Genomic DNA, 21745 nt, shown 5'->3' on the forward strand with positions numbered 1-21745 from the left:
GGCACAATCTAAGTGAGGAAGCGTTTCCACCGTTTCACCTGGTGTCGGACCCTCGCGGAGTATTCGGACGCGACGGCCGCCGCGGCGGCGGCGTCGGCCTCCGACACCGCGTGGGGGGCGAACGCCGCGGCATTCACCAGACGCGGCAAAGGCCCGATATCGGCCTTCAGGGCCGACAGGCGCACCGCCGCCTCTTCCGCATTGGCGTGGCCGGGGACCTTCACCCCCGCCCGCGAAGCCGCCGCGAGCACCTCGGCCCAAGCCCCCGCGACCCGCTCGGCAGGCGTCCCGCGCGTGAGCCTGCGGCGCCTGCGCAGCGCCCGGCGGGCCTTCAAGAGGAGCGGGACGCACGCGAGCAGGAGCGCCCCGAGCGCGTACCAGACCCACACCGGCAGGCCCCCGGCCTCCTCGGTCAGCGCGTCGTCAAAGTCGCCGTCCTGCTCCAGCGCCTCGTCGTTGAAGTCCTCCGCCTCGCCCCCGCCGCCGGAGTCCTCCTCGGGGCTGGGGGTCTCCTCCTCCATCTGCTCCAAGGTGTCCTCGGGCGGCACGGGCACCGCGTCGGGCGCGGGCATCGGGTCGAAGCGGACCCACCCGACCCCGTCGAAGTCGATCTCCGGCCACGCCGACCCCTGGGCGGCGGTGACGGTGCTGGAGCCGCCGGGGACCTCGAAGCCGACCACGACGCGGCTCGGCAGGCCGATGAGGCGCGCGATGATCGCGTACGCGGCCGCGAAGTGCTCGCTGGTGCCGCGCTGGCCGCCCGCATCGACGGGGCTGCCGAGGAAGAACCCGAGCGAGGGCAGGTCGTGGCCTGAGGGCGCCTCCGGGTTGTACGCGTAGTGCTCGCCGAGGAAGTCCGCGAGCCCTTGGGCGCGTTCGTAAGGCGTGTCGTACGTGGTGCGGATGTAGTCGGCGATGGTCGCCATGATCTCGGGCGTGCCGGGCGGGACCGCGACGGTGGCGGCGTCGGCGAGGTTCGCGCGGGCGGTCTCGGCGGCGGCCGGATCGACCGCGACCAGCGCGGAGTCGAAGTGGTAGGTCGAGCCGGTGGCGAGGCCGTCGGGGGTGAGGAGGCACCGGGTGGCGAGGTTGACGGCGATCGGCAGTCCGGTCACGGACGCGGGGTCCGCGGCGGCCGGGACGAGCTTCCCGCCGAGGCCGATGATCTCGACGTCCGCGGAGTAGTCGGCGTCGCCGCTGCCGGGGATCACGGTGCCGGCGGTGCGGAAGTCCCCCGCGGCCTGCCACGTGGTGCCGTCGTACTCGGTGAGGACCGCGAGGCGCATCCACGCGTCAGCGCTGGTGTCGGCGGTGAAGAGGTCCTGGTCGGGGTATTTGGACCACTCGGCGATGCGCACGAGCGGGTTGAGGTCGATGTCGGTGAGCCGCGGCGGCTCGACGTACTCGCGCGGGTCGCCGGGGCTGGCGGTGACGAGGCGGGCCGCGACCGGCACGAGGAGCGCCATGACGGCGAGGAGGACCGCGGCGGTGGCGACCATGCCCATGAGCGCGGGCGCGCGCGAGGGCGCGGGGCCGTCCACGACGGCGTCGGTGTCGGGGCGGCGCTCGGGAGGGGCGGCGGTGACGGCGAGCGCGGCGGCGGCGAGCACGCAGAACGCGACGGCCCAGACGGTCCCTGCGGCGGCGTTGGGGCCGACGAGGTACAGCCCGGCGCCGTACAGGATGGTCGGCGGCAGGCATCCGAGGAGCGTGCGGCCGTAGCGGATCGCGAACTCGCACGCGAGGGTCGCGGCGAGCCAGGTGAGGAAGACGGGGACGACGACCGTGTCTGGGGCGGGCTCGACGGGGATGAGCGCGGTCAGCGTGCGGGGCACGGCGTTGACGAGCGCGTCCACGACCGTGGCGGGGAGCGGGTCGGCGCCGTCGGAGGTGATCACGATGGCGGCGAGGAGGTACGCGGCGAGGCCGACGAGGGACGCGGAGGGCGCGAGGAACGAGGGCCGGTTGCGCAGCGCGAAGCCGATCGCGAACGCGCCGAACGCCGCCCCGGCGACGAGGAGCAGGAGCAGCTGCCCGTGGTAGACGCGGGCGGCGACGGCGCCCGCGAGGGCGCACATGAGCGTCAGGGCGGCCGCGACGGCGGCGACGCGGAGGCGGTAGCGGACGCGGCGGCCGCTGCGCTTGGGGCGGGCGCGCGGGATCGGCGGGGCGGTCACAGGCGGGTCCCGCCGCTGTTCCAGGCCGCGGCGAACTGGTCGCCGTCGGCGGCGCGGACCGTGGGGAGGCCGCCCGCGAGGGACGCGGACGCGGGGAGCCCGGTGGCGAGGTGCACGGCGATCACCGTCGGGTAGGCGCGCTTGAGGAGCGCGAGGCGGTCGGTGGGCGGCTCGGTCCCGGTGATCCACACGAGCGTGTCGCCGTAGCGGGCGGCGGTGAGGCGGGCGACGTAGGCGTCGAGGGTGTCGGTCGCGTTCGGGGCGAGCTCGGCGAGCAGGTCGCCGTAGGAGTCGCGGCCCGCGCCGGAGAGCGTCGCGCCCGAGGCGGGCACGAGCGCGGCGTGGTACTCGGCGCGGAAGCACGCGGTGAGGACGGAGTAGGCGGCCTCGCAGGCGGCCTCGAACGGGTCGGTGAGCGGGTTCGGCGAGGGCTCGGCGGGCCACGATTCGGGGCGGTCGTCGATCGCGATGGCGACCGTGGGGAGCGACGTGTCGAGGTGCTCCTTGACCATGAGCTTCCCGATCCGCGCGGAGGTGCGCCAGTGGACGTGGCGCAGCTCGTCGCCGATGACGTACTCGCGCAGCGCATGGAACGTCTGCGAGCCCTGCTCGATCTTGTCGGCGGTCCCTTCGAGGGACCGGGCGAGGCCGTCGGGGGTGCGGGCGAGCTGGTGGAGGCGCGGGTGGATCCACAGGCGCGCCGAGGGCCCGAAGTTCCCGGCGGTCGCGGCGAGGCCGAGGAGGTCGCGCTTGCCGATGCCGAGCGGCCCGGCGTCGACCGCGCCCCGGCGCTCCGCGTTGATCACGTAGCTGGCGGACGCGCTCTTGCCGGGGCGCAGGCGCGCGAGCGGGACGGCGACGCGGCGCGTCTCGATCCCAGTGCCGCCGTAGGCGTCAACGGCGCGGGCGTTGACGGCCCGCCAGCGCCCCGTGTTGCTGACGGTGAGCTGCACGGTCGCGGTGTGGCCCACCGAGACCCGGTCGGGGTGGACGGTGCGTTCGACGCCGAGGCGGGGCCGTGCGGCGATCACCGACCCGGCGGCGACGCAGGCAAGGGCTCCGGCCGCGCCGATCGCGGCGAGTTCGGGGTAGCCCCAGGCCCATCCGGCCGCGAGGAGCGCGAACGCGGCAACGGCGAGGCCGACGCCGCGGGCCGTGACGGGGACGGCGAGCAGCCGTTCGGCCAGAGTGGACCGTGACGCCGCGGGCTCCTCCGGTGCCGCGGGCGGACCGGTCTCGCTCATGCCGCCGAGGCGGGCAGCGGGACCGAGACCTGGTTGAAGGCGTCGGCCACTACTTGGGCGCCCGTGGCCCCGCGCATCGCCGCGTCGGGCGCGAGCTGGATGCGGTGGGCGAACACCGGCCCGGCAAGGGCCTTCACGTCCTCGGGGATGATGTAGCTGCGGCCCTGGGACAGCGCGAACACGCTCGCGGCCCTGGTGAGCGCGATGAGCCCGCGGGGGCTGACGCCGACGGCGACCTGCGGGTGGTTGCGGGTGGCGTTGGCAAGCTGCACGAGGTACGCGTACAGGGGCTCGGCGATGTAGACGTGCTTGGCCATCTCCGCCATCTGCGCCACGGTGTCGGTGTCCACGACGGCGGCGAGCTGCTCGGGGCTGCGCTGGTGCGTGCCGCGCAGGACCTCGATCTCGGCGGCCTCCACGGGGTAGCCGACGGAGAGCTTCACGAGGAAGCGGTCGAGCTGGGCCTCGGGGAGGCGGTAGGTGCCGTCCATCTCGACGGGGTTCTGGGTCGCGACGACGAGGAACGGCTGCGGCACCTGGTGCGGGCGGCCGTCCACGGTGACACGGCCTTCCTCCATGACTTCGAGGAGCGCCGACTGGGTCTTGGGGCTGGCGCGGTTGATCTCGTCGGCGATCACGATGTTCGCGAAGACCGGGCCGGGGTGGAACTCGAACGCGCCGCTGGCCTGGTTGAAGATCGTCACGCCGGAGACGTCGGAGGGCAGCAGGTCGGGCGTGAACTGGATGCGCCGCCACTGCCCGGAGACGGCCGCCGCGATGGCCCGGGCCATCGTCGTCTTGCCGGTCCCGGGCACGTCTTCGAGGAGGATGTGGCCCTCGGCGAACATGGCGGTCAGGGCGAGCCTGACCACCTCCTGCTTGCCGAGCACGACGGTGTCGACCGCCGCCCCGAGCCGCTCGAACGCGGCGGCGAAGGACTCGGCCTGCGCGGCGCCCAGCTGGACCTGCTGCTGCATGCGCTTAGGCACCCGCAGCGGGTGGGTCTGCTCGGTGTCGTGCATCCATGTCTCCTGCTAGCACGCCGGGAGGTCTCCGACGGAGTTCTTGCCCTGACCGTCGATGTTCAACCATGCGAAGGGCACATACGCGTTGGAAGCGTAGTCGATTTTGATCCACTTGTCGGTGCCGTCTTTGCCCGGGTGGTAGTCCGCATATCCGTCGGACTCCTGGCCGCGCGGGGTGATGGTGGCGCCGGTGGTCCAGCAGTAGGCCTTGTAGCGGTCCCGCGAGTGGGTGTACCCGACAGAGCTCCCACCAGGCGAGCTGTAGACCGAGACGCCGTCTTGGCCACCGTCCTGCGAGTTCGGCGTGTTGCAGTAGTTGTTGTCGACGTCCTCGTCGCAGCCGAAGTAGATCTGACCGTTGATCGTCGTGGTCGACGCGTTGTAGGTCGAGGAGGTCATCGATCCGGCGGGGTTGGAGATCTCGATCTGGAAGTTGTAGCTCGTGGAGGCGTGCAACTTGGTCACCGCGTAGACATCCGGGCAGGACGCGGTCGACTTGGTGACGCCGTCGCTGATCACGCTGCACTGCGCGTCGCTGCTGCCGCCGTCATCAATTGCCAAGGTCAGGTTGATCTGGTTGGCGAGGGACTCGTGGCTGGAGATCTGGACGCTCGGAGCCTTCATCGTGTTCGAGGTGGTGTTGGCGGGCTCGGACTGTCCGGCAGCGTTCACCGCGACGACCGAGACGCTGACCTGCTCGTTGTTGCCGAAGCCGGACATGCTCGCGGTGGTCCCGCTGGTGACCTCCTTAGTCTGGGTTCCAGCGGTGACGATGTACTTCTCGATGACACTGCCGTTGTGCGAGGGCTGGCTCCAGGAGACGTCGATCGTCCCGGCCGCAGACCCGGAAGTCTGCGCAAGCAGGTCGCCTGGCGCATCCGGGACGTTGAACGGCGTGACCGTGGCCGACAGCTCCGAGGGAGCCGAGGCCGCAGACCCCGACAGGGTCGTCACCTGGAACGCGTACTGCGTCCCGTAGTCCAGCGACCCGGCGGCGGTCTTCAGCTCGGTCCCGTTGGCCTGGCCGACGACGGTGCGCTCACCGGTGCCGGACACGGACTCGACCTGGTAGCCGGAGATGTCGTTGCCCTGGCCGTCGGCCTCGTCCCACTTCACGGTGACCGTGCCGTCCGGGTTCGCGGTCGCCTGGACGCCGCTCGGGGCGCCCGGGACCTCGGCCGAAGGCGTGATGGTCGGGGAGGTGACGGTGTCGCCGGCGCCTTCGGCGTTGTGGGCGGTCACGGTGAACGTGTAGCCCTGGCCGTTGTCGAGGTCGCCGATTTCGAGGACGCGCTGGCTGGGTGCGATCTCCCAGCTCTGGCCCGCGCCTTCGACCACGTACTTGGTGAGGGCGGAGCCGTTGTTGGGGGCGGCGTCCCAGGAGAGGTTGATAGTGCCGTCGCCGACAGTGCCGTCGAGGTTGGTGACCGCGCCGGGCGGGCCGATCTCGGGGGCGGACTCCTCGTCGCCGTTCTCGTCGCCTTCGTCGCCGCCGTCGTCCTCTTCGGTGGGCGGGGCGTCGCCGCCGAGGATGTCGTCGCGGTTCTTGGGGGCGAGGGCGGCCACGCCGTCGGCGGAGACGACCACGGCGGCGTTCGTGTTGACCGCGTTGGCGAACAGGGTGTCGCCGGTGTGGTAGAGCTCGACGGGGCCGCCGCCGGAGTCGATCTCGATGCGCTGGAGCTCGTTGCCGTCGAGGTCGTAGACCCAGACGAGGCCGGAGGTGCCGTCGGGCACGTAGATGCGCTCGTGGAACTCGACGGAGGCGCCGAGGAGTTCGGAGGACCCGGCGCCGATGGCGAAGCTGCGGGTCTGGTCATCGTCCACGGTGACGATCGAGGGCGGGTCGGTGACGGTGACCGAGGCGATAGTGCCGGGGCTGGTCACGGCGGTCTCGGTGGGTCCGGCGAGTTCGATGGGGGTGACGGCGCGGCGGCCGTCGGTGCGGATGGTCGTCATCTCCTTGGCGGTGGAGTTGAGGACCGCGACGCCGTCGCCGAGGACGGTGAGCGCGAGCTCCTGGCGCGGCTGGGCGACGACCTCGGTGGAGGCGGTCTTGGCGCCGGAGTCCTGCGGCTCGATCTGGACGATGGTGCCTTCGCGGGGGACGCCGACCCAGAGCATCCCGTCGCCGTCGAAGGCGCCGCCGGTGAGCCCGGCCGGGAACTGGAGGGGGTCGCCGATCGCGGAGAGCGTCTGGGGGTCGACCTGGTTGACCAGGCCCTGGGTCTGGTCGATGATGAACGCGCCGTCGTCGGAGAGGGCGACGCGCACGCCTTCGCCGGGGGCGGTCTCGGCGTTGCCGGTGACTTCGAGGGTGGAGAGGTCGATCGCGGAGACCTTGCCGGTGGCGATCTCGCGCAGGAGCAGGTGGGAGTCGGTCTGCTCGATCTGGACGGCGTTGCCCGCGGCGTCGGTGATGTCGAGGCGCACGTCGGTGGCGGCGGTGAGGCCGTTGACGCGGGCGATCTCGCCGAGGGGGGTGGTCCAGAGCCAGAGGCTGGCGTCCTCGCCCTCGTTCTCGCGGCTGAAGGCGCCGGTGCCCAGGAGCGTGGCGACGAGCGCGCCCACGAGGACCACCGGGAGGCCGACGGCGATGAGCAGCCCCTTGACGTTGAGTCTTCGGGCGTCGACGTTCCGAGTGGTCATAGGGGGGTTTCCTCTGCGCTTCTGGTGCAAGTCGGCGGCTCGCTGGCCTGCGCGGGTCTCACGCGGGCGGGTGCGGTCAGGGAAGGCGCACGAACCCGAGCCTAATTCGCGGGTGCAACTAGGACTAGGCTGCCATTGTCACAAGACGGTAAAGGTCTCGGGTATCCCCAAGTGACACAAGCCGGTCAGGTTACCCGCACGTAGCGGAAGGCCCCGGGGCACAGAGGTGGCGGTGCGCCTCGCGCACCGCCCGTCAGGTTCCTGCGATTCAGTTGTCTCTCGCCGAGGCGGCGCATCTGCTGCTGCGCCGCCGTCGGTCCTGCCGAAGTAGTAGGTACAGGGAGCGGGTCAGGCGGCCTCGCCGAGTTCGAGGACGCCGGCGCGCCGTGCCCGCGAGACGCCCGCCATCGCGAGGATCTCCGCGGCCACCTCGGGCGCGGCGAGCTCGTTCGGCGTGTACACCGGCGCGTCCATGCCCGCGACGGCTTCGCGGATGGCGAGCTGGGACTGGGTGAGGCGCCCGGAGGCGGCGATCACCGGGAGGCCGAGCGCGCGCAGGTGCTGGGCGCCGTAGCGGGCCCCGGCGGCGTCGGCGGCGGCGAGGACGACGCCGTCGACGAGTTCGCGCACGAGCGGGAATTCGAGGAGCGCCGAGGTCTCGGACTGGAGGATGCCGTCGGCGATCTCCATGACCACGGCGTCGACGTCGTGCGCGGCGGCGTGGTGGTAGAGCGTCTGGGCCAGTTCGGCGAGCTCGGGGACGGGGACGCCCGCGGTCGTCGGGTAGCCGCCGTCGGTGAAGTCGGCGGCGACCACGGCGCCGGAGTCGCGGAACATCCACGGGTCGCCGCCCGCGCCGGTCCCGGTGATCTTGATGCCCGCGACGCGGCGGCCGGAGCGGGACAGGCCCCGGATCACGGACGCGGCGGTCGTGGACTTCCCGGCGTTCATCGAGGTCCCGACGACGCACACCACAGGCGGGTGGTCGCCCAGGCCGAACGGGGCGAGCACGCTGAAGCGGCGCAGGTCGAGCGGGACGCCCTCGCGGTCGGCGAGGATGCCGATGGGCTCCAGGCGGGTCGGCGGGCGCATGTCGCCGTGCCGGGAGAGGACCTCCCCGGCGACGCCGCCCGCGGCGACGAGGTCCACGGACGTGCCGAGGACGTCGGGGATGCGGGACTCGTACTGGTCGGGGGCGTAGCGCTCGCCGAAGGCCAGGAGGATCTCGTCCCCGGGGTAGATCGCGGCCTTGCGGCCGGAGGAGAGTTCGAGCCAGTTGTGGTGCCCGATGGCGTCGACCCGTGCGGCCAGGACATGGCCGGCGCGGGGGGCGCATTCGTCCACCAGGGTCAGTCCGGGCAGCGTCAGGTCGACATTGCGGACCGCGTACGCGACTTTGAGCCGCGAAGCGAGCTCGGCAGGGAACTCACGAATGCGCATGCACACTCCAAAGAGGACAAAAAGGGTGAGCGAGAGACCCCGCTCATTTGGAAGTACACCAGTGGTCCAAGACGTGGCCACGGTGGCAGACACGGCGATCGCCGCGCTGTTGATGGACGAATATTACGGCCTGTGTTCGGGCTTGTAAAGGGTGGATTAGGTAAAACTGCGGCGGCGCCGAAGTGACACTTCGGCGCCGCCGGAAAACCGGGTCCTAGCTGGGAAAACTCACAGCTCGCGGCCGCGCGCGGCGACGGCCCCGATGACGATGACGGACGGGTGGTGCGCTTCGGTGGCGCCGAGGCCGGACAATTCGCATTCGCGGACGGTCTGGTTCTTGGTGGTGGCGTTCTCGACGATCCGCACCGGGGTGTCGCCGGGCCGCCCGCCCTCCATGAGCGCGGCCGCGATGGCGGCGCGGTTCTTGACGGCCATGAGGAGGACGACGGTGCCGTTCCCGGCGCCGAGGGCGTGCCAGTCGACGAGGCTCTGCGGGCCGGGCGGGACGTGGCCGGTGGCGACGGTGAAGTCGTGGACGACGCCGCGCTCGGTCACGGGGATGCCCGCGGCGGCGGGCCCGGCGATCGAGGAGGACAGGCCGGGGACGACCTCCACGGGCACGCCCGCGTCGAGGCACGCGTCCAGTTCCTCTGCGCCGCGGCCGAACACGAAGCCGTCGCCGCCCTTGAGGCGGACCACGAACTTGCCCTCGCGGGCGCGCTCGACCATGACGGCGTTGATCTGCTCCTGGGTGGTGTGGCGCCCGTAGGGGAGCTTCGCGGCGTCCACGATCTCGACGTCGTCGCCGAGCATGTCGAGGAGCTCCTGCGGGGCGAGGCGGTCGGAGACGACCACTTCGGCCTGGCGGAGCAGTTCGAGGCCGCGGAGGGTGATGAGGTCGGCGTCGCCTGGGCCGGCGCCCACGAGGGCCACGCCGGCGGGCCGGGCGCGGCGCGAGCGCGGGGCGTCGAGGTCGCCCGCGTGCAGGGCCGCGGCGACGGCGTCGCGGACGGCGGCGGCGCGGCGGGGGTCGCCTGAGGCGGAGACGGCGACGCTGATGCCGTCGAACGCGGCGTGCGCGAGCGTCCACGCGTCGGAGGCTTCGGCGTCGTCGCTGCGGACGCACCAGGTGCGCAGGGCCTCGGCCTCGGCGGCGACGGCGGCGTTCACGGCGGGGTCGTCGGTCGCGGCGAGCACGAACCAGGCGTCGTCGCCGTCGCCCGCGCGCCAGCCGCGCCGCTCCCACCGGAGCGCGCCGGAGGCGGCCAGGTCGGAGAGGGTGGTGGTGGCCTCGGGGGCGACGAGGCGGACGCGGGCGCCCGCGTCGAGCAGCCGGGGCACGCGGCGCCCCGCGATCGTGCCGCCGCCGACGACGAGCACGGTCTTGCCCTCCAGCCGCAGGCCGATTTCGTAGACCGACACGCGCGTCTCCTCCGCTGATCCGATGAGTCCCCGACAAGGGTAGGCAGGTTTCGTCGCGGGCATCTAACCGGCGGATTGCGAGCCTGTTACGCACGACGCCCGTGACGCGTCGGCCTGGAGTGATGCGAGTCCGGTTTGCGTTTCGCCCCTTGATGAAAGCGATACCGACGCTCGTGAGGATTTTCACCTTGACGTGATCCGTGTGCCCTAGGCTGGATATATGCGCGATCGACCCCGCCAGCACCGTGTGCCCGGACTGTCCGCACTCGGGAGCGACCGACCAGGACCGCCCGCCGAAGGGGTGTACGCCCTGCTGCGCACCAGCGTCCTCGCGGGGCTCGCGATAGCGGCCCTGCTGTTCCCGCTGGTGGCGATGGCCGGGCTGAGCGCGAAGGCCGGGTTCAACGCGATCGACACGCTGTCGGTCGAGGTGACCGAGACCGACCCGCCGCTGACGTCCTACGTGTACGCCGCGGACGGCGAGACGCTCATCTCCCTGTTCTACGACGAGTTCCGCCGCCACGTCACGCTCGACGAGGTCGCGCCCGTCATGCAGCAGGCGATGGTCGCGGCCGAGGACTCGCGGTTCTACTCCCACAACGGGGTCGACTACCGCGGCATCGTGCGCGCGTTCGTCGCGAACAACTCCTCGGGCGGGGTCGAGCAGGGCGCCTCGACGATCACCATGCAGTACGTGCGCGGCGCACTCCAGCTCAACGCCGACTCGATCGACGAGGTCATCGCCGCGACCGAGCAGACCGCGACCCGCAAGCTCACCGAGGCGCGCCTCGCGATGGCCGTCGAGGAGCAGCTGTCCAAGGACGAGATCCTGGAGCGCTACCTGAACCAGGCGTACTTCGGGCACAACGCGTACGGGATCTTCGCGGCCTCGCAGGTGTACTTCTCGAAGCACCCGTCGGAGCTGAACCTCCAGGAGGCGGCGACGCTCGCCGGGCTCGTGCAGGCGCCCTCGGCGTACGACCCGATCGTGTCGGACCAGACCGACGCGCTCGCGCGCCGCAACTGGGTGCTCGACCGGATGATCGACATCGACTACCTCTCGCGCGGCGACGCCTCGGAGGTGCGGGGCCTGCCCATCGAGCTGAAGGTCTCCGACCCGCCGAACTCGTGCATCGGCGTGGAGGGCACGACCTCCGAGTACGGGTTCTTCTGCGACTACTTCCGCCGCTGGTGGCGCGAGCAGGACGCCTTCGGGGCGACCCCGGCCGAGCGCGAGCAGGAACTGCGCCGCGGCGGGTACACGATCATCACGACGCTCGACCCGGACCTCCAGAAGCTCGCCAACGACACGGTGACGAAGCAGAAGGGCGAGGACTCGAAGCTCGCGCACGGCGCGGTCCTCATGGAGCCGGGGACGGGGCGGATCAAGGCCCTGGGCCTGAACCGCACGTTCTCCTACGACCAGAGCCACAACGGGCCGCACTCGAACCCGTCGTTCGACCGCAAGGGCAACTACCCGAACACGGTGAACCCCGTGCTGGGCGGGGGTGAGACCGGCGGGTACCAGGCCGGGTCGACGTTCAAGGTCTTCACGATGCTCGCGGCGCTCGACGCGGGCTATCCACTGGACTACAACATCTACTCGCCCAACCAGGTCAGGACGAGTTTCGTGTCGGCGACGACGGCGTGCGGCGGGAACTGGTGCCCGAAGAACAGCTCGGCCTCGATGGCGGGCGACCGGGACATGTGGTCGGGCTTCGGGATGTCGGTGAACACGTACTTCGCGCAGCTCATCGACCGGGTGGGCGCGGACAAGGCCGTGGAGATGGCCGAGCGGATGGGCCTGCACTGGCGCAGCGAGGGCGACGCGTACTACGCGTCGGAGGAGCGGCGCTCGGGCTGGGGGCCGTTCACGCTGGGCGTCTCGGACGTGCAGCCCATCGAGATGACGAACGTGTTCAACACGCTCGCCGCGGAGGGGAACTACTGCGAGCCGATCCCGGCGCTGCGGATCATCGACCCGAACGGCCAGGAGCTGGACACGGCGGCGCCGCGGTGCCACCAGGAGCTCGACAAGGACGTGGCGCGGGCGGCGACCGACGCGGGCCGGTGCGTCACCGAGACCGCGCGGCGCGGCGCGCAGTGCGGCTCGTGGGGCACCTCGCCGATCGTCGGGAACCTGGCGGGCCGCCCGGTCGCGGGCAAGTCGGGTACCACCGACAACAACCGGACCTCGTGGTTCCTGGGGTACACGCCGCAGTTGACGGTGGGGGCGTTCATGGCCGACCCGGACTACATCTTCAACGCGGTGGGGACGGCGAACGCGACGAAGTCGAAGGAGACGGTGGGGACGATCTTCAAGGAGGCCCTCGACGGGGAGCCGGTGATCGACTTCAAGGCGCCGTCGCGGGAGATACAGTACGACGGCAAAGACTGAGGACTTAGAGGGATTCGGCCGCTTCCGCTTCGGAGGCGGCCGTTTCGCCGTCTTCAACGGCGGCGGCCTCGTCGAGGTCCTTGCGCTCGCGGCGGACCAGGGTGACCCAGCCGAGCGGGACGAGCGCGGCGAACAGGGCCCACTGGACGGCGTACGAGTAGTTCTGCCAGTCCTTGAACGTGGGGGTCTCCAGGCGGGTGAGGCCCTCGACCGGCTCGATGTCGGCGATCCACGCGGAGCGGAACTCGTAGTCGTAGTAGGAGCCGAGCATGTCGATGCTCAGGCGCCGCGACTCCAGGTGCCCGTCGACCTCGGTGACGCCGCCCGAAGCCTCTTCGTACTCGTAGACGCGGCCGGTGATCGTGACCTCGCCGGTCGGGGGCGCCGGGTAGTCGGGGACGGTGCCGGTGTTCTCGGAGGGCACGAAGCCGCGGTCGACGAGGACGGCGGTGCCGTCGGCGAGGACGAGCGGGGTGACGATCTCGAAGCCGTTGAGGCTGTCGTTCGTCTGGGCGCGGAGCACGACCTCCTGGTCGGCGTCGTACACGCCGGTGGCCTCCACGAGGGTCCACCGCTGATCGGGGTCGAGGCCCTCGGCGGCGGGGAGCGTGTCGTCGATCGGCTGCGACTCGGTGCTGGTCTGGATGACCTCGTTCGCGGCCGCGCGCTGCACGGCCCGGCCCCACTGCCACTGGGAGAGCAGGGCGCAGACGACCATGACGACCACGCCCGCGAGCGTCAGGAGGAGCCAGCGGGGCGTGAACACGAACCGGTATCGCTGCAACACGCCGCTTACTCTAGCCCCGACCTAGAATTGCGCCCCATGAGCGATGTAGTGAATGCGGTGCGCGCCGCCCTCCCGGGGGTCCGCGCCGATCTGGAGGCCCTCGTCAAGATCCCGGCGATCGCCTTCGACGGACTCGACCACGAGCCGGTCCGGCAGGGTGCGGACGCCGTCCAGCGCCTCCTCGACGAGGCCGGCGCGGCCGAGTCCCGGCAGCTGTCGCACGGCGGCGGGCAGCCGAGCGTGTACGCGCACTTCCCGGCGCCCGAGGGGCAGCCGACGGTGCTGCTGTACGCGCACCAGGACGTGCAGCCGGTCGGGGACCTCGCGAAGTGGGTGCAGGACGACCCGTTCACGGTGGTCGAGAAGGACGGGCGCCTGTACGGGCGGGGCGTCGCCGACGACAAGGCCGGGGTCATGGCGCACGTCGCGGCGCTGCGGGCGCACGGCGGGCGGCCGCCGGTGGGCGTGAAGCTCCTCATCGAGGGCGAGGAGGAGTTCGGCTCCCCCACGCTCGAAGGGCTCCTCCGCGAGCACCAGGACCTGCTGGCCGCGGACGTCGTCGTCATCGCGGACTCCACGAACTGGCGCACGGAGGTCCCGGCGCTGACGACGACCCTGCGCGGGGTCATCAACGTGTACGTCGAGGTGAAGGTCCTCAATGTGGCCGTGCACTCGGGGATCTTCGGCGGGCCGGTGCCCGACGCGCTCACCGCGCTCGCGCGGCTCGTCGCGACGCTGCACGACGACGCCGGGGACGTGGCGGTCGCGGGCCTGGTCTCGGGCCGCGGCTCGGACCTGGACTACGACGAGGCGGCGCTGCGCCACGAGGCGGGGATGCTCCCGGGGACCGAGTTCATCGGGACCGGGCGGCTGACCGAGCGGCTGTGGTCGAAGCCGACCGCGACGGTGCTCGGCATCGACGCGCCCGGTGCGGCGGAGTCGGCGAACGCGCTCCAGCCGTCGGCGCGCGCGAAGCTCTCGTTCCGGCTCGCGCCGGGCGACTCGGGCCAGAACGCGCTCAAGGCCGTCCGCGAGCACCTGGTCGCGAACGCGCCGTGGGGCGCGGAGGTCATGGTGACGCCCGAGGGCGGCGTGGGCGACCCGTGCGCGATCGACGCGACCGGCCCGGCGTTCGACGCGGCCCGGGAGGCGTTCGCGGAGGCGTGGGACGGCACCGAGCCGGTGGAGATCGGCATCGGCGGCTCGATCCCGATGATCGCGACGTTCCAGGAGCTGTACCCGGAGGCCGCGATCCTGGTGACGGGCGTGGAGGACCAGTACTCGAACCCGCACGGCCCCAACGAGTCCCTCGACATCAAGATGTTCGAGCGGGTCTGCACGGCCGAGGCGCTCCTGCTGGAGAAGCTCAAGCGCTAGACATCGCGAAAGGAACGGGCCCGGTCGGATGACCGGGCCCGTTCACCGTCTGTTCTAGAGTCCGTCGCGGAACTTTCGCAGGAGCTTCGCGAGCGGGTCGCCGGAGGTCTCGAAGAGGTCCTTGTAGGACTTCGCGGCGGCCTTGGCCTCCGCGGAGATCGAGGCGTCGCCGTCCTCGTCGCGGCGCGGGTAGGACCCGGCGAGGTACTCGCGGTACTCGCCCTCGTCGATCCACGTCTTGATGGAGGCGGCGCGGGCGACGGCGAAGTCGTGGCTGCGCTGCTCCAGCAGGATGAGCTTGAGGAAGCTGTCGCGCAGGTCGCCGCCGGTCTCGAACTCCTTGGCCTGCTCCAGGAACGCCGCGGTGTCGACGTCGTGGAGGTCGCCGCCTCCGGCCATCTTCGCCATGACGCGGATCGCCGCGGCCGGGTCCTGGACCGCGAGGGCCCCGGCCCGGTCGGCCGACAGCTCGGCCTTGCGGCTCCACTCGTACAGCCCGGCGGTGATGACCCGCAGGCCCACGACGCCCACGGGGATCCAGGCGACGGACGTGGTCAGGCGCAGCAGGACCATGAGAAGCGTGCGGTACAGGCCGTGCCCGGAGAGGGCGTGGCCGAGCTCGTGCGCGAGGAGGAACCGCAGCTCGGCCTCGTCGAGGAGGTCGAGGGACCCGGAGTTGATGACGATGACCGGCTTGTCGATGCCGATGCACATGCCGCCGAGGTCGGGGTTGCGGGTGATGTACAGGTCGGGGAGGTCGGCGGCGTCGAGGACGGCGCCGACGGAGAGGTACGCGTCGTGGACGCGGGAGTACTGGTGGCGGTCGACCTTGATCGCGGAGCCCATGAGGCTCAAGCGGAGTGTGCGCTCGGAGATCATGCTGGAGAGCTTGCGCAGGACGATGTCGAAGCCGCGGAGCTCGCGCAGCGCGACCAGGGCGCCGCGGTCGGCGGGGTGCTCCCAGGCCCGGGTCGATATGCCGCGCAAGATGACCGGTTCGCGCCCGTTCTCGCGCGGTTCGATCGGGGCGTCTTCGGCCGGTTGACGCTCGTCGCTCATGCCCGCTCCTCACAGTCGGCTCTGCTGCAAGTGTGGCACGGCGGCGCCAGAGGCGGTCCGGCGCGAACTCCGGGGGCTCCGGAGGGCCGGTCCGCGCACGCTCCGTGCTCGTTCCGTGCGTGCCGGATTTCACCCAGGGTGTCCAATAGGGTCGCACGCAGTGAGGACGCATAGCGGGCATTGCCGCCCACTTAGGGCAAGATAACGAATCGGTGTCAACACGCCGCGCGCCGCTTGACACTTGAGCGCTCAAGGACTACTCATTGATGTGGGTCAGCAATTCCGGGGCGTCGTAGAGAATCGTTTGGGGTGTTCTTGCGACGCCCCGTATCCGTGCCCGCTCCACCGCCCCGTCCCCCCGCGGAGGCCCGGCCCCGGGTATTCTTACCGCTGGCGCGGCGCCGTGTGCTCCCCGCCGTGCCTCAGTAGCTCAGCTGGATAGAGCACCGGACTTCTAATCCGATGGTCGCAGGTTCGAATCCTGCCTGGGGCACCAAATCGGTGCTATTCGAACACGCGCCCATCGAAGAGGCGCTGGTACGGGCGGAGCAGTCCTGCCGGAGTGTGCGGATCTCCGGCAGGAGCGGCGTGAGCGGCCTGCGGAGCCTGTCCCCCACTACAACGGGCATCCCGGTGTGTTCGACCGCGTCGACGTCGATCTGGGAGAAGCAGGCGCGGTTGAGGTGTTGCTTACCCTGGTCGTCGCAGACCCGGTAGAGGTTCTGGGGGTTGGCGAGGATCTCCAGGAGCAGGTGAAGCGCCCGCGAGGCCCGGTCGAGGCTGCTGCTGTCGGGTTGTTCGAGCTGCTCGTCGATGGCGGCGACCTGGTCGCGGAGTCCGCGCATTTTCTCGGTGAGCAGTTCACGGGGCCAGTCGGGGTCGCCAACGAGTTCCAGGTATTGGCGCTGTTGGCGTTCGAGGTCCCTGCGACGGTTTTTCAGGTTGCGGCGCATGCTCGCAGCGAGCTTAGTCTCTTCGGCGGCTTCACTGTCGATGCGGCCGAGCAGCTCCTTTGCATCGGGTTCGAGGATCTGAAGGGTCGCCCAGTGCTCGGCGACGCGGTCTTCGAGGTAGTCGGCGCGGAAGCGCGGCAGGTCGCACGCGCCGGTGCGGATGCCCAGGCACAGGTAGTAGAAGTAGATCGTGCCGTTGCGGTTCTTGCCCCGATCGAGCTGGAGGCGGCCGCCGCAGCGGGCGCAGCGGAGGATCCCCTTGAGGAAGTGGTCATAGACGCGTTCGCGGGTGCCGCCCCCGCGCTGCGAGTAGAGGACGTCCTGGACGCGGTCGAAGAGGTCCTGGCTGACCAACGGCGCATGGCGCCCGGCGTACTCGTTGCCTTTCCAAGTGACGATGCCCAGGTAGTAGCGGTCGGCGAGGATCGTTCCGATCTTCGAAGTGGACAGTTCGGTTCCGGCCGGTCGGTTCTTGTTCGGGCGGGTGCGCAGCCCGGCCGTGGTGACCGCTTCGCGGAGGTCCTTGAAACTGTGTTTCCCGGTGGCGTACAGCTCGAAGAGCATCGTGATGTAGGGGGCGCGGTCGGGGTCGGGCTCGACCGTCTTGACCTTGCGGCCGTCGAGGGTCGCCGTCGTGTTCAGGTAGCCGATCTTCGCCGGGCCGGGAGTGCCGCCGCGGACGGCTTTCTGCTCCATCTTGTAGGAGACGTCGGCCCCGGAAGCGCGGGACTGGTACTCGTTCACGCCGTCGATGATGGTGGCGACGAGGTCGCCGATGTAGGTGTCCTCGGTGTAGTCCATCACCGAAACGAGGGTGACGCCCAGCTCATCGAGCTCGCGGCGGGTCAGTGCCGCGTCGACCGAGTCGCGGAACATGCGCGAGCGGGCGTAGACGATGACGTAGTCGACATCGCGCTGGCGATGGAGCCGCTTCATCATCTCTTTGAACGCGGGCCGGTTCTTGATGGAGCGGCCCGACTTGGCTGGTTCGGGGTATTCATCGACGATGTCGCACCCGAGCGCTGCTGCCTTGCGTCGGCCGGCCTCACGCTGGGCAGGGATCGAGTTGCCTTCAGGGTCGAAATCGCCCTGAGTCTGCTTGCGGTCGGATACTCGCAGGTAGAGCACGGCCCGCTTGCGCGGGCCGCTCTCCTCAGCCTCGGTCGCTACGTCGCTCATCAGAACTGCTCTCTGCCGAAGTGACACGGTCGTCGGCCGCCTCTCCCCGCTGCTCGGTTTCACGCCGCAGTTGTTCGGCAGCGACGTCGAGCAGGACTCCGGCGAACAGTCGAGTGTCGATCGGCCTGCGCCAGCGCGTGGTGATCTTGGCGGTCACGTCGCGTCTGGGCATGGCCGCCGATCCTCAGGTCGTTCGCCGCAGAGACGGCCATCGGTGACCGTAATCGCACTGTGCGGGCTTGCCAAGCAGGCGCTGACGCAGGGCCGATCGGTCATGACGGCCTCCGGAAGACCAGGACGTCCTCGTGCGCGCGCAGCAGGACCGTCCGACCGGCGGCGCGGGCGCCTCGGGTGTTGGTCAGGTGGAAGAACGTCGCGTGCGGGTGCAGGATGTGGCCGTCCCAGCGCGACAAGAGCGCCGCGCACCGCTCGTGCAGGTCGAACCCGGCGGCGAGGCCGGCGCGGATCACCAGGGACGGGAAGTCGATCAGGCGCTTCTGGTGTGTGAACGGCCTGGCGGTGACCACCATGAACCCACCCGGCTTCAAAGCGGCGGCGCAGCCGGCGAAGACCCGCTCGAGCCCGCCTTCGAGCCGTGGCAGCGACGAGGTCACCAGCGACGCCGCCGAGGCCCGACCTTCTGAGTAGCGGTGGTCCCGGTTGCGAATCGCTCCGCCGGTCACCCGCGCCGTGTCCGGCTGCCCATGCGTCACCGCCCCGTACGGCGGGCTGGTGAGCACCATGTCCACCGGAGCGGCCAGCTGCTTGCCCTCCAGGAGGACGGCCAGGTTCCCCGCATCGCCTTGGAACACCTCGCCCCAGCACGTCGGCTGTTGCCGCATCGCGGCCTCGGCGTTCGCCCGCGCCTGCTCGACCCACCCGGCCTCCAGGTCGACGCCGTAGGCGTTGCGGCCGGCGAGGATCCCCTCGACCAGCGTCGTGCCGACCCCAGCCATCGGGTCCAGTACTACCTCACCGGGCCTGGAGTACCGTTCGATCGCGCTCCGAGCGATCGCGGGCCACATCTTCGCCGGGTGCCGCCGTCCCGCCACATACGCCGTCCCCCTCTGGCGGGCGGGCTGGATCTGGCCGGTGGCCCAGACGGTGGGTCGGGGCAGTTTCGGGCTACGCACGGGCACCTCCAGACCGGGTCGGGTTCTTACACCAGACGCCGACGCCCCAGTGCCCCCGAATCGCGGAGTGCCTGGCGCTCAGGCCACGCTCAGCCTCTGCTGCGGCGTCGAGCACTGCTGGCATGGCGGCGACGAGGTAGGCGGCGAAGGTCAGCGACCGGCCGTGTCCGGTCGGGTCGTTGTCGACAAGGGTCGCGATGTCGACCGCGTCTCGGTCGCTCTTCCCGGCTACGGCAAGGACGCCGCCGGGCCTGAGCGCGGCGATGGCGGCGTCGCGCCCGCCGGGGCAGTGCAGGAGCCAAGCCGAGGCGCACACCATCCCGAGGCGCTGTTCAGCGCCGAGTTTCGCTGCCAGCGTCGATTCACACGCTGCCTGGACCCGGACGCGCCGCTGCGTCTTACCGGCGAGGGTTGCGAGCGCGCGATTGGCGCTCGCGCGGGAGCGGGCGTAGACGCGGGTGATGCGGCCAGCTTCGGGGAGCGCGGTCCAACCGGGCAGGTCGACGGCGGCCACCGGCCCAGTCGGGGCCAGCTCGGTCACGAGTCCCACGACGAGATCGGCAGGGTTCTCGACGGTCCAGACGGTCAAGGGCACGTCGAGGCTGCCGTAGCGGCTCACCGCCAGTGGCGGCTTCGAAGTAGTTCGGTTCGGCAAGGTTCGGTCTCACCGGACACCGACAGATCCAGGCACCTGTATATGGCAGGGTGCGCGGCACCTTCCGCGCTGGGTGCGCGAGGGTGCGCGCACCCCACGCGCCCAGCGCGGGTCTTCGTCTCAACTCACATCGAGGAACGACAAAGCTTCGTCGCGCAAGCGGATGAGGACTCCAAGGTTGTGTTGCGTGTCAGTTGGGTGCAGGCGCTTCACCCGGTTGACTACCTCAGGGTCAGTGAGATGGTCAAGCCACGCCGCAATCTGTTCTTTGCTCGGTGCCGCCGGCATCGAACCGATTAGATGGACAAGTTCTTGACGAGCTGATACCGCTTCGCTACGCAGCGTGTAGCGCTCCATGGCGGATGTCGATGACCCTGCGGCCATTGCCTGGCGCTCGTCGTCGTGGCTGACGGCAATCTCGAAACGCGAGGGCAGGGCTGGTGCGGGTGGTTCGGTTCCTGTGATCAGGCGCGGCAGTGCCTGATTCCTGACCCATTGGAAGATGTCCTCGAGTTCATGCAGCAACACCGGCCACCGGTCGGTGTCGGGCCTGTTGATCCCGATCGTCGGGAACAGGCTGATGGAAGTTCCCAAAGGGGCCTCCGCGACAACGTCCCCGACTTGCATTGGCACCTCAGGCTGGGCGACGACATCCTTAAGCGAACGGGGCCGCTGATCGTCCCGATACCACGCCGCCAAGCGGACCGCGGCGACCGCGGGCGTCCGGTGCTTCGCATGGTTCGTGTGGAGCGTGAGCCGGGCCAGTGGGTGCTCCTGAGGGTCGCGCTGGCGATGGAAGGGCTGCAGCCCGTCGATGCGCCGAAGGAGCACGCCTCCAGTTCGCAGTGAAGGAGGACCGTTGCGCCGGCGCTTTTTCTTCCACTCCTCAAACTGCTCCCACGTCGCCGCCGCTGGCATCTCAACAAATCTTGCCGCCTTCTTGTCGAGCGCCGTGCCGTCCAAGTGCTCGACTTCGGCGTACAGCGAATGCTCAACGGCAGCGCGCAGAGTCACAAGAGCGTCGGCAACGAGCAGCGGCACCTTGCGTGGCATCGGCGCCACCCACGTCACAACAGCCCGGCAGACCGACCCCGCCGTCACGTCCTTCAAGCCGAATACTCCCTCGGGCCGGGTCTGATAAGCGAGCAGCAGGTCACCGATCTGCTCAATCAGCTGGTCCGCGTGCGCGAGCGTCGCAGCGACACCGAGTTGGTGCTCAGGGATCCAGGAGTGCACCGAAGCCATCACTCCTCAAATGTACGGACGGTGCCCGACACGCTGCCTGCGGAAGCATTGACGCAGGCGGGTACGTGACCTGATACGAGCCCGCCATCTGGAACAGCTAGGTGCAGTCTGGGCCGCTAGTGGCGCTTGGGGTGCTTCAGTCCAAGATGGTAGGCCGGCGGATTGTTTAGGTAATCGGCGAAAGCGCATCCGAACACGTGCTTACAGAGATCAATGTTGTTGTTGCAGTACGGGCAGAGCAGACCGCGGACGATGCCGGTCGTGTGGTCATGGTCGATGCATTCGTTCGGATGCACGCCGCAGGCTTGGCATGCGGCGCCGAATTGCGCGACTAGGACCGACCGGAGTGGTCCGGTCTTTCCTACTGGCCCGCAGTATCCGGGCCACCGCCACAGCCCGGCCATGGACCGGCAGCGGAGCGTCCATTGGATACTCGCGGGATCGTCGATGGTTTCGGTCAGAACCGGTTGCCGCTCGAACTCAATCCAGCCCCCATCGACGCCGAACCCGGGCCGATAGCGACCTTGCGGGTCGGTGGCCTCGAGTTCGCGCACTGCTGCGACGGCCTTCTCCCAGCCGTGCCCCAAGGCGATCGGTCCGGGAAGTCGGTAGAAGTGCTCGCAGGCAAACGAGCCGTCGTGGCAAAGATGCCACGATCCCACCTCATCCATGATCGCCTCGAGGCCAGACATGCGGTCCTCGCTCGGCACCTGGCACGGCCGCCCGGCCGCGGCCGTGATCGCTCGGTCCAGCCAGCCTGGCCCGGCGTTGCGATACCGCCATTGCAGCGCAGCTCGGCGATGTTCGGGCATCGCTGCGAAGCCATCGCCTGCAACCATCCCAGTCGAGTCCTGATTCACCACAGCCAAATCGAGCTCCGTCTTGTGATCGATCGAGGGCGCGCGAGGCGCCTTTCGCACGTCTGATTGTCAGACCTGCGATCGATTGGAATCCCAAACGCCGACGACCATCTGGGTGATGCCGTCGCGGGCGGCTTCGGTA

Annotated in this window: 14 protein-coding genes, 1 tRNA gene and 1 pseudogene; 3 read left to right on the forward strand and 13 right to left on the reverse strand. The window is 70.3% G+C overall.

All coding sequences use genetic code 11. The annotated features are described in order from the left end of the window. Positions 1-8: 8 nt before the first annotated feature. From AB0A65_RS01105 to cobA, 6 genes are all read right to left on the reverse strand, one after another. Positions 9-2177 (reverse strand): transglutaminaseTgpA domain-containing protein, encoded by a 2169-nt coding sequence (locus AB0A65_RS01105; protein ID WP_359944249.1) that lies wholly within the window; start codon positions 2175-2177, stop codon positions 9-11. Then, positions 2174-3421 (reverse strand): DUF58 domain-containing protein, encoded by a 1248-nt coding sequence (locus AB0A65_RS01110; RefSeq protein WP_359944252.1) that lies wholly within the window; start codon positions 3419-3421, stop codon positions 2174-2176. Before AB0A65_RS01110 ends, AB0A65_RS01105 begins: the two co-directional genes overlap by 4 nt. Beyond that, positions 3418-4398, reverse strand: a complete 981-nt coding sequence (locus tag AB0A65_RS01115) for a MoxR family ATPase (protein WP_359945541.1) — start codon at positions 4396-4398, stop codon at positions 3418-3420. Before AB0A65_RS01115 ends, AB0A65_RS01110 begins: the two co-directional genes overlap by 4 nt. Before the next feature lie 57 nt (positions 4399-4455). Further along, positions 4456-7095, reverse strand: a complete 2640-nt coding sequence (locus tag AB0A65_RS01120) for a fibronectin type III domain-containing protein (RefSeq protein WP_359944255.1) — start codon at positions 7093-7095, stop codon at positions 4456-4458. Between the two features lie 348 nt (positions 7096-7443). Continuing rightward, positions 7444-8535, reverse strand: a complete 1092-nt coding sequence (locus AB0A65_RS01125; protein WP_359944258.1) for a DUF1611 domain-containing protein — start codon at positions 8533-8535, stop codon at positions 7444-7446. 228 nt (positions 8536-8763) lie between these two features. Then, positions 8764-9957, reverse strand: coding sequence for a uroporphyrinogen-III C-methyltransferase (gene cobA / locus AB0A65_RS01130; protein ID WP_359944261.1), 1194 nt, complete (start codon positions 9955-9957; stop codon positions 8764-8766). 220 nt (positions 9958-10177) lie between these two features. On the opposite strand from cobA, the gene AB0A65_RS01135 reads away from it, so the two are divergent. Continuing rightward, a complete protein-coding gene (locus tag AB0A65_RS01135; RefSeq protein ID WP_359944264.1) occupies positions 10178-12355 on the forward strand; it encodes a transglycosylase domain-containing protein in 2178 nt (725 codons plus the stop codon). A 4-nt stretch (positions 12356-12359) separates the two neighbouring features. On the opposite strand, the gene AB0A65_RS01140 is transcribed toward AB0A65_RS01135, so the two are convergent. Continuing rightward, a complete protein-coding gene (locus tag AB0A65_RS01140) occupies positions 12360-13142 on the reverse strand; it encodes an SURF1 family protein (protein WP_359944267.1) in 783 nt (260 codons plus the stop codon). A gap of 36 nt (positions 13143-13178) precedes the next feature. Between AB0A65_RS01140 and AB0A65_RS01145 the strand changes: the two genes are divergently transcribed. Continuing rightward, positions 13179-14519, forward strand: a complete 1341-nt coding sequence (locus AB0A65_RS01145; RefSeq protein ID WP_359944270.1) for a dipeptidase — start codon at positions 13179-13181, stop codon at positions 14517-14519. A gap of 54 nt (positions 14520-14573) precedes the next feature. Here the strand turns inward: AB0A65_RS01145 and AB0A65_RS01150 are convergent, their stop codons facing one another. Further along, the gene (locus AB0A65_RS01150) at positions 14574-15578 is read right to left on the reverse strand and encodes a M48 family metallopeptidase (protein WP_359944273.1); all 1005 of its coding nucleotides are present in this window, start codon (positions 15576-15578) and stop codon (positions 14574-14576) included. A gap of 419 nt (positions 15579-15997) precedes the next feature. Between AB0A65_RS01150 and AB0A65_RS01155 the strand changes: the two genes are divergently transcribed. Further along, positions 15998-16074, forward strand: a tRNA-Arg gene (locus AB0A65_RS01155). Between the two features lie 610 nt (positions 16075-16684). On the opposite strand, the pseudogene AB0A65_RS01160 reads toward AB0A65_RS01155, so the two are convergent. The 5 genes and pseudogenes from AB0A65_RS01160 to AB0A65_RS01180 form a co-directional block, all read right to left on the reverse strand. After that, positions 16685-17710, reverse strand: a pseudogene (locus AB0A65_RS01160) (recombinase family protein); the annotation flags it as partial. Between the two features lie 272 nt (positions 17711-17982). Then, positions 17983-18843, reverse strand: coding sequence for a DNA methyltransferase (locus AB0A65_RS01165; RefSeq protein ID WP_359944276.1), 861 nt, complete (start codon positions 18841-18843; stop codon positions 17983-17985). Continuing rightward, positions 18836-19432 (reverse strand): hypothetical protein, encoded by a 597-nt coding sequence (locus AB0A65_RS01170; protein WP_359944279.1) that lies wholly within the window; start codon positions 19430-19432, stop codon positions 18836-18838. Before AB0A65_RS01170 ends, AB0A65_RS01165 begins: the two co-directional genes overlap by 8 nt. Positions 19433-19618: 186 nt before the next feature. Then, on the reverse strand, positions 19619-20743 hold the full coding sequence (locus tag AB0A65_RS01175; protein ID WP_359944282.1) for a hypothetical protein: 1125 nt from the start codon (positions 20741-20743) through the stop codon (positions 19619-19621). Between the two features lie 116 nt (positions 20744-20859). Then, positions 20860-21663, reverse strand: a complete 804-nt coding sequence (locus tag AB0A65_RS01180) for an endonuclease domain-containing protein (protein WP_359944285.1) — start codon at positions 21661-21663, stop codon at positions 20860-20862. Positions 21664-21745 lie beyond the last annotated feature (82 nt).

The sequence above is a fragment of the Glycomyces sp. NPDC047010 genome (assembly GCF_040644205.1).
Lineage (GTDB): Bacteria > Actinomycetota > Actinomycetes > Mycobacteriales > Micromonosporaceae > Glycomyces.

Bases quoted from the DNA above. Each gene is read 5' to 3' on its own strand.
- AB0A65_RS01110 (WP_359944252.1), bottom strand. From the start codon at position 3,421: ATGAGCGAGACCGGTCCGCCCGCGGCACCGGAGGAGCCCGCGGCGTCA.
- AB0A65_RS01115 (WP_359945541.1), bottom strand. From the start codon at position 4,398: ATGCAGCAGCAGGTCCAGCTGGGCGCCGCGCAGGCCGAGTCCTTCGCC.
- AB0A65_RS01120 (WP_359944255.1), bottom strand. From the start codon at position 7,095: ATGACCACTCGGAACGTCGACGCCCGAAGACTCAACGTCAAGGGGCTG.
- AB0A65_RS01125 (WP_359944258.1), bottom strand. From the start codon at position 8,535: ATGCGCATTCGTGAGTTCCCTGCCGAGCTCGCTTCGCGGCTCAAAGTC.
- AB0A65_RS01135 (WP_359944264.1), top strand. From the start codon at position 10,178: ATGCGCGATCGACCCCGCCAGCACCGTGTGCCCGGACTGTCCGCACTC.
- AB0A65_RS01145 (WP_359944270.1), top strand. From the start codon at position 13,179: ATGAGCGATGTAGTGAATGCGGTGCGCGCCGCCCTCCCGGGGGTCCGC.
- AB0A65_RS01150 (WP_359944273.1), bottom strand. From the start codon at position 15,578: ATGAGCGACGAGCGTCAACCGGCCGAAGACGCCCCGATCGAACCGCGC.
- AB0A65_RS01175 (WP_359944282.1), bottom strand. From the start codon at position 20,743: ATGGCTTCGGTGCACTCCTGGATCCCTGAGCACCAACTCGGTGTCGCT.